Source organism: Streptodolium elevatio (genome assembly GCF_040649515.1).
GTDB classification, from domain to species: Bacteria; Actinomycetota; Actinomycetes; order Streptomycetales; family Streptomycetaceae; genus Yinghuangia; species Yinghuangia elevatio.
In genome coordinates this window covers 112959-123676 of record NZ_JBEZFP010000007.1, presented here as the reverse complement: position 1 = coordinate 123676, position 10718 = coordinate 112959, and the positions used below count along the sequence as shown (strand labels likewise).

The following is a 10718-nucleotide window of genomic DNA, read 5'->3' as shown; positions in this document are numbered from 1 at the left end:
CTGGGTTTGGCCGGGCAAGGTCCGCAACGCGGCGAGCGTGCGTGCCACGGTTCGCGGGCCCGGCGAGAATTTGAAGACACGACCTAGGCTCCGCGCGTGCATCCCACCCACCGCATGGTCGACGGCTCTCGTGTCGAGGGCTTGTCCCGTCCCGCGCTCCACCGCTTCAACGGCCGCCTGGAGCTGGTGAACCTCGCCGCGTACGCCGACGGCATCGTGTCCGTCGGCGGCGGCCCCTGGGCAACCTGGTCCTTCGAACGGTTCGTCGAGGCCGTCCACGACGGGGAGATCGTCGCGCACGTCGAGGACGGCATGCAGGTCCACGCCTACGACTTCGGGGACTGGACCGTTGCCGAGGCCACCATGTCGTACGACGACCCCACGGCGCTGATCACGGAGATGGCCGACGCGGTCGACCGGCTCAACGGCAGGCCCGACACCGTCGACCGCTTCTACGCCGCCGTCCGCGCCTACGGGCGCGAGTCCTCGCCGGAGGCATTGGCTGCCATGCGCACTGCGGCTGACGCCGTCCCCGACCGGTGGGGGTGGCTGGTCGACTCCGCGTCGACGCAGGCGGCGTACCGGGTCATGTGGCACGACGAGGGTGCCACGCTCTGGGGTGGCCAACAGATCTTCGCCGACGAGGCAGAGCAGGCGCGGCAGGAGCTCGCCGAGTACGCCGCCGAATGGGACGACCGCGACGAGGCCGCTTCCGCGGCCAAGACCGCGCAGCTCGCGACCGCATCTACGGTCGAGCTGTACGACGTGAACTTCGCCCACCCAGACGGACCGCCGCCGCGGGACCCGGGCGCGCTCCGCAACGAATTCCCCCTCGAGACATCCGTCGCGGGCGCCACGTACCCCTCCCTGCACCACGCCTTCCACGCCCTGTCGATCCTCGACGACGCGGGCCGGGAAGCCGTGGCCGCCGAACCGATGGGCATACGCGTCCCCTACGTCGCGGCTGGATACCCGGAGCGCCCCGAGTGGCCGGCGGTGCGCCCGCCGTCATGACCGAGCTGCTGCGCGCGAAGTTCCGCCAGCACCCGGATCTCGCGGACATCCTCGTGTCCACAGGTGATGCGCGCATCGTGTACCAGAGCCTCGACCCGTTCTGGGACGGCGCCGGGCCGGGGGAGACGAAGCGGCACTGGATGGGCCGTCTGCTCGAACTCGTACGCGCCGAACTCGTCCTCGCCCGCTCGACCGTCGCGGCCGGGGACGACGCACCCGGCGAGCCCTGCTAGGCGGACTGCCCGCCGTCGCCTGCCTTGTCGCCTGTGCCGCCGCCCGCGGTGCGTGCGTCGACGGCGGCGAAGTCCGGGTCGCGGCGTTCGGCGAAGGCGGTCAGGGCCTCGCGGTTGGCCGGGCCGCCCAGCAGCAGCTTGAACGCCTCGTTCTCGCGCTCGCGGGCCCGGTCGAGCTGATCGCCCAGCGCCGCCAGCAGCACGCGCTTCGACTCGACCAGTGACGCGACCGACTTCGACGCCAGCACCTTGGCGTGCCGCAGGGTCTCCGCCATCAGGTCGTCCGGGGCGACGGCCTTGAACGCGAGTCCGAGCTCGACGCACTCCTGCGCGCTGATCCACTCGGAGCTGAGCAGCACCCACGCGGCGCGCTGCCGCCCGATGAGTGCCGGGAAGGTGTGGCTGCTGGCCGCCTCGGGGGCGACGCCGAGGGAGGTGAACGGGCACTTGATGCGGGCGTCCGTCGACATGAAGACCATGTCGGCGAAGCCGATGACGGTGGCCCCGATCCCGAGGCCGAGCCCGTTGACGGCCAGGAACAACGGCTTCGGGAAGGCCGCGAGCTGGTCGACCATGCCCGGAAAGCCGTGCTTGCCGTTGACGAAGCCGCCCGCGTTGCGCTGTGCCATCTCGACGAGGTCGGTGCCCGCGGAGAACGCGCGGCCGGTTCCGGTGAGCACCACGACGGCGACCGACGGGTCGGCCGCGGCGTCGATCAGGGCCTCGCACGTGGCGTCGTAGAGGGCCTCGTTGAAGGCGTTGAGGGCGTCGGGGCGGTCGAGGGTCAGGATCCGTACGCGGTCGGTGTCCTCGATGCGGATCATGGCGGTTTCCCCTCGTTCTGCGGCTCGTCGCGCGGTCGCGGCCGGTCCGGTGCGCACCGGACCCGGCGATGGACAGGAAACCGTTCTTTATTGACCAAGTCAAGGGATGGCGGAAGCGCGCCGGGCATGCCGATCCGGCCGGTTCACGCGGGCGTAACGGCACCTTCACCGGGGAAGGTCCACGACTGCGCCGATATGCACCTCTGTCATTGCCGTGTCATTGCCATCGAACGGGCCGAAGCGGGCGAAAAACAGGGAGGAGCCGTCGTGGAGTTCGACGTCGTCGTGGAGATTCCGGCAGGAAGCCGGAACAAGTACGAGATGGACCGGCACACCGGCCGCATCAGGCTCGACCGCATGCTGTTCACCTCGACCGCCTACCCCGCGGACTACGGCTTCGTCGCCGAGACCCTCGGGGGCGACGGAGACCCGCTGGACGCCCTGGTGCTGCTCGACGAGCCGACGTTCCCGGGCTGCCGGGTCCGCTGTCGCGCCCTCGGCATGTTCGTGATGCGCGACGAGAAGGGCCCCGACGAGAAGCTCCTGTGCGTACCGGCCCATGACCCGCGGCGGACCGCGATGCGCGAGATCGCCGACGTGCCCGCGCATCAGCTCAACGAGATCGCCCACTTCTTCGAGGTCTACAAGGATCTGGAGCCCGGCAAGTCCGTGGACGGGTCGCACTGGGAGGGGCGCGGCGAGGCCGAGAAGGAGATCACCGCGGCGCGGGAGCGGGCCGAACACGCAGAGCGGGTACTGCCGTTCGAGGGGCGCGCCGATCATCCGCGCCCGGGGCCGCGCCGCGGCTGACCCGCGGGGCGAGCGTGTTCGACCGACGCATTGGCCACGCATCGGCCACGCATCGGCCACGCATCGGCCGCGCAATTGCGACGCATGTCCGGCGGGTCGTCGGCGCGGGGCCAGCGGTGGTGGGGGGCGAGCGCGGGCCCGGCATTCCGATGGTTAGTTGAATGGTGAACTAAATCGAGCTATCGTCGAGGGAGCAGCCCGATCCCTTGGAGCACGCCATGCCGGTCACCCGCCTCAACCACGCCGTCCTGTACGTCCGCGACGTCGAGCGCAGCGTCGCCTTCTATGCCGACGTCCTGGGCTTCCGCACGGTCATGGCCTTCCCCGGCGCCGCGTTCCTCCAGGCGTCCGGCAGCACCAACGACCACGACCTCGGCCTGTTCCAGATCGGCTCGGCCGCCGCGGACTCCGGCGCCGGGCGTACCTCCGTCGGCCTCTACCACCTCGCGTGGGAGGTCGACACGCTTGACGAACTGGAGCGCGTGGGCGGGGAGTTGGCAAAGGCCGGCGCGCTCGTCGGGGCAGGCGACCACGGCACCACGAAGGCGCTGTACGCCAAGGACCCGGACGGCATGGAGTTCGAGGTGAGCTGGCTCCTGCCGGCGGACCTGATCACCGCGGACGTCCTCGCCGAGGCGCGCTCGAAGCCGACCCAGTCGCTGGACATCGCCAAGGAGAAGACGCGCTACGGCGGCGGGACCAAGGGCGGCATCGGCATCTCGATCCCGTCCGTCCCCGCCTGAGCTGCCTGGGCTGCCTGAGCTGTCTGAGTTGTCTGGGCTGCTTGAGCTGCCTGAGCTGGGCCGAACTCGGCCGATCGGACGCGGAAGGGCTCCCGTAGCGACGACGACTCCCGTGCAGAAGGGGTTTCGTCGTGTGCGGGAGCCCTGGTACGCGCCGCCGCCGGGACTCAGCCGCCCTGCTGCGGGTCCGGCTTGAGGACGGCGAACGTGGCGCCGGCCGGGTCGGCGTACCACGCGATGCGGCCCACCTCGGGGATGTTCTCCGCGGGCACCAGCACGGTGCCGCCGCCCGCCTCGACGCGACGCGAGATGTCGTCGGGGTCCTCGACGTCGAAGTACGGCACCCAGTGCGTCGGCGCGCCCTCGTCCATCGGCGGGCAGATGCCGCCGAACGCCGCCTGCCCCTGGTCCTCGCCCTCGGCGGTCGAGACCACGGTGTAGGACATGCCCGGCATCTCCATGACCTCGCTGCGCCAGCCGAACAGCGTGCGGTAGAACGCCGTCGCGGCGGGCACGTCGCCGGTGTGCAGTTCGGTCCACAGGAACGTGTTCGGTTGGCAGGCGATGTCGACGCCCTTGGTGGTGTTCCCCTGCCACACCGCGAACTCCGCGCCCGTCGGGTCGGTCAGACAGGCCATCCGGCCCGCGTCGAACACGTCGAACGGCTCGACGCGCACCGTCCCGCCCGCCTCCACCGCGGTCTTCGCGGCGTCGTCGGCGCTCGGCGTACTGAAGTACGTCGTCCAGGCGCTGGTGGCGCCCTCTTCGGTAAGCGGGCCGACGGCCGCAACGGTCTTGCCGTCGATCTGGAAGAACCCGTAGCCCATGGCCTCCTGGCCCAGGCCCTGGAACGACCAGCCGAACACGCCGCCGTAGAACGCGACCGCGGCGTCGATGTCCGGGCTGCCGAGGTCCAGCCAGTTCGGCGTACCGGTCGGGAAGTCGGGGGGTGTGATCATGGAGGACCGCTCCTCTCGTGGCGTGATGCCTCGAACGCGCACAGTCTCGCAGCGGCCTCCGACATTTGTACGAACCTCGGGCATTTTGGTACGCCGCATCGCGCAAGGTGTGCCTCTGACCTCGCGCGATGCGCCCGACGCGCGGCGCTACGGCGTGTTGCCGGGGCGTGCCGGGTCCGCGGTTACGGGCGTCGGGCCGTCCGTCGCGATCGGATCGGCCGGACCGGTGCCGGCCGCCGGGTCGGCCGTACGGGAGGAGCTCGCCGCACCGGCCGGACCGGCCGACGTGGTCGCGGCCACGGCCTCGCGCTCGGCGCGGCGCGCGATGCCACGCAGCATGTCCATCCGCGTCAACCCGCTGAAGGCCTTGATCGCGAGCCAGTAGCGCCCGAACCGCCGTGCCGCCTCGCGGTCCGTGGCATGGATGTAAGTCCCCGTCATCAGCCGGCTGGTCCCGTCGTGCCGCGGCTCGGCCCACATCGACGTCACCGCCTTGATGTAGCCGGACTCGTCGAAGGCCAGGAACGACGCCGGGTCCAGACCGCGCACGACGGCCGACTTGAGTGTCAACTGCCACGGCCGGCCCACGAATCCGGCGGAGACACCGACGCCGGGCTCGTCGCTCTCCCGCAGGACCACGAAGCCGAGGCGGCGCATGCGTTCGGACGACGGCAGATCCGGTTCGAGCGATGCGTATCCGTCCGCCGATCCCGGGCCTGCCCCCGATCCCGCGCCGCGCGCAGCGAAGCGTGCCGGCAACTGGCGGGCGCCCATGAGCGCCCGAGTGACCGGCATGTCGGAGTCCTCCAGGTCGAGGATGCACCGCGCCGACACCGCGACGGGCGCCGCCACCACGCGGTGGTGTCGGCTGCTCCACTCGTGAGCAGGGAGCCATTCGCGCAAATCGTGCATCGCCGCCACCTCCGCAAGGGGAATCGAGATCCACCGCATCGTGAATTACGAAACCATGGTCTCGTATTCTGACGCCATGACCGAGAGCGCCACGCCACGCGGCCGCCCGCGCGATCCGCGCGTCGACCGCACCGTGCGCCAGGCCGTGCGCGACGCCCTCGCCGAGACCGGGTACGCGGGCCTCACGGTGGACGCGATCGCCGCCCGCGCGGGCGTCGGGAAGGCCGCGATATACCGCCGGTTCGGATCCAAGGCCGAACTCGCCTTTGCGGCGGCCGTCCACGACATCGACGTCACGGCGCCGCCCGACACCGGGTCCCTCGTCGGTGACCTGTACGCCCTGGCCCGCATCGTCCAGGCGCGCGCGGCCAACCCCGTGGCGCGCGAGGTGATCCCGGCCCTGGTCGCCGAACTGGGCCGCAACCCCGCTCTCGCCGAACAGTTCCGCGGGCGGTTCCTCGACATCGAGCGCGCCGACTTCACGGAGATCTGCGCACGGGCCGTGCGCCGAGGCGAACTGCCGGGCCCGGTAAGGCCGGACATCGCCCACCTGATGCTCGCGGGCCCGCACTTCGCGGCGCTGTACGCCTTCCACGTCCCGGTCGACGACGCGCTCCTGCTCGACTTCGCGCGCGCCGCGGCTTCCGCCCTCAAGACCTTGGCCGTCTCACCCTGACGCCACCGGCGCGATAGCCGCCGGCGGCGGCAACGCGGCGGCCGGCACGTCGTAGACGACGAGGTAGTGCTCACGTGGGGCGCACGGCTCGGCGTGGTACGGGCGCGAGGTGTCCGCGACGAGGACCGGGAGGCCGTCCGGCCCTATTTCGACGCGGGTCGAATCCGGAGTCGCGCAGGCCGGCACCAGGAACGCGAACCGCCGTTCGCCGTCCGCCGGGAACGGCTCGACCCGGGCGTCCTGCTCGGCCGGGGGACCGCCGCCGTTCTGCTCGATCCAGTCCTCGACCTGGCGCCGGTCGGTCACCTCGACCATGCGCGTCGGGGTGGCGGCCGGTGCGACCTCGATCTCGTCGTCGGACACCAGGATTCCGATGCCCAAGTCCCCGGGCGGAGCGTCCTGGTACCGGGCGTCATGCGGCAGACGGGCGAGCGGGACGGAGAAGTAGAGGACGTTCAAGTAGGGGGCGTAGCAATCCTCGTGGTCCTCGCCGCGGTTGACGCGCACCCGCAACTTCGCGCCGTTCTGTAGAGCTGCGCCTCCTGCAGTTCGGCGCATCCGGTGCCGACGGCGATCACCACCAAGGCCGTCGCAGCGAACTCGACCTTCGGCGCCGAGGCATGAAGGTGGGATCCGATCACCTCGGCCTCGCGCTCGGTTCGGGCGAGATGGAAGGCGCCGTATTGCCGGTTCAGGAACCCGCGTTCGACCGCCACGGCGGAGTCGATCCGCCGGCCTTTCGGGGCGTCGTCCATCGGCGGGTCGCCTGGCGGCAGGAGGCAACCGGAGGTTGCCAGGGACGCGGGCGCGAGAAGGGCCAGAGCCAGAACAGCCTTGCTGCGCCTGGCCGGACGTCCGGAAACGGTGTGCCGTCGCCACCACATCATGGCGTTGGGACGCAGCACTGGACCGGGTGGTTCCCGGGGCTCTCGGCCCCGTTCCCGTTCCGGCGAAGTGGCGCCGACGTCATCCGCCTTGCGGGGCCGGGGCAAGGGAGTCGGTCAGGTAGTGCTGCACGGTGGCCGCCACCAGGGCCACGACCCGCTCGGGATCCGCGTCGCGGAGGGCGGCTGAAAGCTCGGGGGTCGGGGGCCAGGGGCTCGGTAAACGGAGAGTGGTGCGCCCCCACACATCGGGGGCGCACCAATGTTCTTCCCTCGATTCCGGCCGCGAACTCCTCCGGGGCCGAAAGACCCGCAGCTCATGCGCACGTCGTCCACGGCCCGGAACCAGTTGTTCTCACCCGCATAGCGGAACCGGACGTGTGCGGTCGTGCCACTCGTCGGAGCCCGCGACCGCGAAGACGCCGCGCCGCGTACGAACAGCTCGCACCCCTAGTCCCGTTGCGTGGCGGAGAGGGCATTCACCGCTACGTGACCAGATCATTGGCCCGGTGTTTCCGTAGGCTCCTGGATTCACCGTACCGGGGCGCCCGTCCGGGCCCGCCCGTCCTGCTTGGGGGAGTCGCACAGTATGGGGATCACCACCGGAAGCGTGTCGACCAAGGACCGCCTCGCGCCGCGGCTGACCTACGAGGAACAGCGCACGGAGTCGAAGACCCTCGCGATCTTCCTGCACGGCCTGGGTCTCGACGCCCGGGACTACCGCGGCTACCTGGACCGCGGCGACGGGCACGGAGTCGCCCTCACGTTGCCGGGGTTCGAGCCGGACGGCGTCCAGTCGATCCCGCCCGTGGAGTTGGCGACGCACGTCGAATTGGCGTCCTCCCTGGTGCGCAGGATCGCCGTCGAGAACCCCGGGAAACGGCTGGCCCTCGTCGGGTTCTCGTTGGGCGCCGACATGATCCTGCGCCTCGCCGAGCACTGGTGGGACAACCCCGCCGAACTGCCCGAGATCCATTCCGCGGTGCTGCTCGATCCCAACGTCAATCAATCGACGATGACCATCTCGCGTCTCTTCGCCGATGCGGATCCCGAGGATCCGGTTCCGGCATTCACGCGCCTGGTTTCCTCCGCCGCCGATCCGGGCTCGTTGTCCGCGATATGCCAGTACGTGGCCAAAATCGCGAAGAAGGACTTCGCCCAACTGCGCCAAATGTCGCGGGATATGATCGACTATTGGGACCCGGCTGGATATGAGCAGTTCGGCCGCCGATTGGCGGCGGTGTCGGGGGTCGCCGGACAGGTGCGCGTGGTGCTGTCCGCGCCGTACGTCGAACACCTCGACGCCATGCGGGCGACCGCCGCCGAGCACGGTGCCCGCAGCACGGAGTTCGAACTCACCGGCCTCGACCACTTCGGCCTCGTGAACGCCGACGTCCTGGCCGAGCAGCTCGAACACCTGGAGACGCAATCGAGTTGATCGGCCCGCGGCGCGTGGGTACTGTGCGTCGCGTGAACAGCCCAGAGTCCGACAGAGCGTAGCCGCCGGTCGTCCGGCGGCGTGGTGGTGGCGCTCGGCGTACCACCGACCAGTCTTGTGACTGGGTGTACCGACCAGCCCTGAGGTTGGGGTGCATCGCGTCTGTGGCGACCGGTTCCTGTCCGGTGCCCGGCTTTCTCGCATTTCTCCGGCTCTCACCTTGCCGCGACTGACCGTGTCCACGGCAGCGCGCGACAGGTGACGTACGCCGATGTCCGGCACGCGGACGGTCCTGCCCGCATCGCATCCTGCGCTGGAGTCGGTCGTGCCTGTCCTTGTCCATGTCCTCGGTCTCGCGGTATTCGCCCAGGGGACCTCGGAATTCATGTTGTCCGGCCTTGTCAACGGCATCGCCGGTGATCTGTCCGTATCGGTGGGGGCGGCCGCGAGCCTCACCTCCGCATATGCCCTCGGCATGATCCTCGGGGCGCCCGTGATGGCGGCGTTGAGTGCGCGGTGGCCGCGGCGCCGGGCTCTCGCGTGGTTCCTCGGCACGTTCGTCGCCGTGCACGCCGTCGGCGCGGTCACGAACGAATTCGCCGTGCTCTTCGGGACCCGGGTCGTCGCGGCGATCGTGAACGCCGGGTTCCTCGCGGTCGCGATGTCGGCCGCCACCAGCCTCGTCCCGCCTGCCAAGCAGGGCCGGGCCATGGCCGTCCTGCTGTCCGGCGTCACGCTCTCGTGCGCGGTGGGTGTACCGGCGGGCGCGCTGCTCGGCGACCACGCCGGGTGGCGTGCGGTGTTCTGGGCGGTCGCCGGGTTGTGCCTGCCCGCTCTGCTGCTCGTCCTCCGATCCGCGCCTGCCGACGCGGACGGCCATGAAGATGTCTCGGTCCAGCGGGAGTTGCGTGCGTTGGCTTCGAGCGCGGTACGAACAGCCCTGCTGCTGGCCGCCGTTGTCAACGCGGCCACGTTTGCGGCGTTCGCCTACCTGGCCGTCATCGCCACCGACGTCACCCGGCTCTCCGAGGGCGTGGTGCCGGGCCTGTTGGCGGCGTTCGGCGTCGGTGCTTTCGTCGGCGTCACGGCCGCGGGGCGGATGGCCGACGGCAGGTTGGGGCGCGGCTTGCTGATCGCGATGTGTGTACTGCCTGCGGGATGGGCGGCGCTGGCGGTGACGGGCGCGTACCCCGTGCCCTTGTTCGCCCTGGCGGTCATGCAGGGCTGCCTGTCATTCGGCGTCGGTTCGGCGCTCGTGCACCGCGTCATGCACGTCGCACCCGAAGCACCTTCGCTGGGGGGCGCCTTCGCCACGGTCGGCCTCAACGTCGGGGCGTTCCTGGGCCCGTTGGTCGCGGGCCTGGCCACCGAGGCCACCGGCGACTACCGGACGGCCGCGTGGATCAGCGCCGGAGCGGCGGCCGCGGCGGTCCCGATTGCCCTGGCGGCGTCGCGTACGCGCGGCGCGATCGACCCCGACGCCTCCCGAGCCTGAGGCCCGGCGGGTGCGCCGCGCAGGGGAGGGGCTCTCACGAGGGGAACTCGATGCCGCTCCCGTGCCACGCCTCCCTGCCGGCTCGCGCGGCCGCCACGGCACGGCGGGCCGTCGCGGCCGCCCGGGACCCGGGCGGGCGGTGATGCCGGCCGACCCACCGCCGCGCGGCGGAGGCCATCGCGGCGGCGACCATCGCGGTGCCGGTGGACGCCAGCAGCACCCCACCCGCGGTCATGGCTGCACCCGCGCCGAGAAGGCGGGTGTCGACACCCTGCGTACGGCAGGCGCAATCAGCGTACTGGTGCATCTCTCCACCATGACCCACCCCGCGACCGCCCGCACCTCGCCCTCGTCCCCCACCGACGCCAGGGCGCGATCTCCGGCCCGCTCACGCGCACGGACCGGAGATCGCGCCCTGGAAAAGCAGCTGGGGGCGGAATCCAAGCCGTCGACCTCGGCTACGACACCCGCGCCCCGCTTTCCTCGGCTACCGGGGAGGAATCGGGGGGCGGTGCGGTCGAATCGCTCGGCAGCGTCACCCTGCCGGGCGGACATTCGACCGGCGGAATGACGAATCTCGGAATTCCGGCGGCGGTGGCCGGTTCGACGATGCCGAAGCACGCGTGCTCCGGGGCGCTGCCCGGCATGTGAGTTGGGCGACGATTCTTTGCCTGGCTGGTGATCGGCGTGAAGAAACGACCGCGGCGGCGCCCGGGTCGGGTACGCCGCC

Annotated in this window: 13 protein-coding genes; 7 read left to right on the top strand and 6 right to left on the bottom strand. The window is 71.1% G+C overall.

Going from position 1 to position 10718, the window contains the following annotated elements; translation table 11 throughout:
- The first annotated feature begins 96 nt into the window (after positions 1 to 96).
- Positions 97 to 1014, top strand: coding sequence for a DUF7638 domain-containing protein (locus AB0C36_RS04715; protein WP_358349194.1), 918 nt, complete (start codon positions 97 to 99; stop codon positions 1012 to 1014).
- Positions 1011 to 1247 carry an NADAR family protein gene (locus AB0C36_RS04710; protein WP_358349191.1) on the top strand — a complete coding sequence of 79 codons (237 nt, stop codon included), beginning with the start codon at positions 1011 to 1013 and terminating at the stop codon, positions 1245 to 1247. The genes AB0C36_RS04715 and AB0C36_RS04710 overlap by 4 nt, the downstream gene beginning before the upstream one ends.
- Here AB0C36_RS04710 and AB0C36_RS04705 read toward each other — a convergent pair.
- The gene (locus tag AB0C36_RS04705; protein ID WP_358349188.1) at positions 1244 to 2071 is read right to left on the bottom strand and encodes an enoyl-CoA hydratase/isomerase family protein; all 828 of its coding nucleotides are present in this window, start codon (positions 2069 to 2071) and stop codon (positions 1244 to 1246) included. The two genes, AB0C36_RS04710 and AB0C36_RS04705, sit on opposite strands and share 4 nt — an antisense overlap.
- 267 nt (positions 2072 to 2338) lie before the next feature.
- Here AB0C36_RS04705 and AB0C36_RS04700 point away from each other — a divergent pair, with 267 nt between their 5' ends.
- Positions 2339 to 2881, top strand: a complete 543-nt coding sequence (locus AB0C36_RS04700) for an inorganic diphosphatase (RefSeq protein WP_358349186.1) — start codon at positions 2339 to 2341, stop codon at positions 2879 to 2881.
- Positions 2882 to 3099: 218 nt separating this feature from the next.
- Positions 3100 to 3624, top strand: a complete 525-nt coding sequence (locus AB0C36_RS04695) for a VOC family protein (RefSeq protein WP_358349183.1) — start codon at positions 3100 to 3102, stop codon at positions 3622 to 3624.
- A 167-nt stretch (positions 3625 to 3791) separates the two neighbouring features.
- On the opposite strand, the gene AB0C36_RS04690 is transcribed toward AB0C36_RS04695, so the two are convergent.
- Entirely contained in the window at positions 3792 to 4583 is a 792-nt protein-coding gene (locus tag AB0C36_RS04690) for a VOC family protein (protein ID WP_358349181.1), read from the bottom strand.
- A 147-nt stretch (positions 4584 to 4730) separates the two neighbouring features.
- Positions 4731 to 5495, bottom strand: a complete 765-nt coding sequence (locus tag AB0C36_RS04685; RefSeq protein ID WP_358349179.1) for a hypothetical protein — start codon at positions 5493 to 5495, stop codon at positions 4731 to 4733.
- 76 nt (positions 5496 to 5571) lie between these two features.
- Between AB0C36_RS04685 and AB0C36_RS04680 the strand changes: the two genes are divergently transcribed.
- Positions 5572 to 6171, top strand: coding sequence for a TetR/AcrR family transcriptional regulator (locus tag AB0C36_RS04680; protein ID WP_358349178.1), 600 nt, complete (start codon positions 5572 to 5574; stop codon positions 6169 to 6171).
- On the opposite strand, the gene AB0C36_RS04675 is transcribed toward AB0C36_RS04680, so the two are convergent.
- Complete coding sequence (locus AB0C36_RS04675; RefSeq protein ID WP_358349175.1) at positions 6163 to 6630, bottom strand: hypothetical protein; 468 nt, start codon at positions 6628 to 6630, stop codon at positions 6163 to 6165. The two genes, AB0C36_RS04680 and AB0C36_RS04675, sit on opposite strands and share 9 nt — an antisense overlap.
- Positions 6627 to 6926 carry a hypothetical protein gene (locus AB0C36_RS04670; RefSeq protein ID WP_358349173.1) on the bottom strand — a complete coding sequence of 100 codons (300 nt, stop codon included), beginning with the start codon at positions 6924 to 6926 and terminating at the stop codon, positions 6627 to 6629. Before AB0C36_RS04670 ends, AB0C36_RS04675 begins: the two co-directional genes overlap by 4 nt.
- 718 nt (positions 6927 to 7644) lie before the next feature.
- On the opposite strand from AB0C36_RS04670, the gene AB0C36_RS04665 reads away from it, so the two are divergent.
- Together AB0C36_RS04665 and AB0C36_RS04660 are read left to right on the top strand one after the other, a co-directional pair.
- On the top strand, positions 7645 to 8493 hold the full coding sequence (locus tag AB0C36_RS04665; RefSeq protein WP_358349170.1) for an alpha/beta fold hydrolase: 849 nt from the start codon (positions 7645 to 7647) through the stop codon (positions 8491 to 8493).
- 325 nt (positions 8494 to 8818) lie between these two features.
- Positions 8819 to 9988 (top strand): Cmx/CmrA family chloramphenicol efflux MFS transporter, encoded by a 1170-nt coding sequence (locus AB0C36_RS04660; protein ID WP_358349169.1) that lies wholly within the window; start codon positions 8819 to 8821, stop codon positions 9986 to 9988.
- 34 nt (positions 9989 to 10022) lie between these two features.
- Here AB0C36_RS04660 and AB0C36_RS04655 read toward each other — a convergent pair whose 3' ends face one another.
- Positions 10023 to 10295, bottom strand: a complete 273-nt coding sequence (locus AB0C36_RS04655) for a hypothetical protein (protein WP_358349166.1) — start codon at positions 10293 to 10295, stop codon at positions 10023 to 10025.
- Between the last annotated feature and the right edge of the window lie 423 nt (positions 10296 to 10718).

Coding starts and splice junctions, on each gene's coding strand:
- AB0C36_RS04710 (WP_358349191.1), top strand. CDS start 1,011: ATGACCGAGCTGCTGCGCGCGAAGTTCCGCCAGCACCCGGATCTCGCG.
- AB0C36_RS04705 (WP_358349188.1), bottom strand. CDS start 2,071: ATGATCCGCATCGAGGACACCGACCGCGTACGGATCCTGACCCTCGAC.
- AB0C36_RS04695 (WP_358349183.1), top strand. CDS start 3,100: ATGCCGGTCACCCGCCTCAACCACGCCGTCCTGTACGTCCGCGACGTC.
- AB0C36_RS04690 (WP_358349181.1), bottom strand. CDS start 4,583: ATGATCACACCCCCCGACTTCCCGACCGGTACGCCGAACTGGCTGGAC.
- AB0C36_RS04685 (WP_358349179.1), bottom strand. CDS start 5,495: ATGCACGATTTGCGCGAATGGCTCCCTGCTCACGAGTGGAGCAGCCGA.
- AB0C36_RS04680 (WP_358349178.1), top strand. CDS start 5,572: ATGACCGAGAGCGCCACGCCACGCGGCCGCCCGCGCGATCCGCGCGTC.
- AB0C36_RS04670 (WP_358349173.1), bottom strand. CDS start 6,926: ATGGACGACGCCCCGAAAGGCCGGCGGATCGACTCCGCCGTGGCGGTC.
- AB0C36_RS04665 (WP_358349170.1), top strand. CDS start 7,645: ATGGGGATCACCACCGGAAGCGTGTCGACCAAGGACCGCCTCGCGCCG.
- AB0C36_RS04655 (WP_358349166.1), bottom strand. CDS start 10,295: ATGCACCAGTACGCTGATTGCGCCTGCCGTACGCAGGGTGTCGACACC.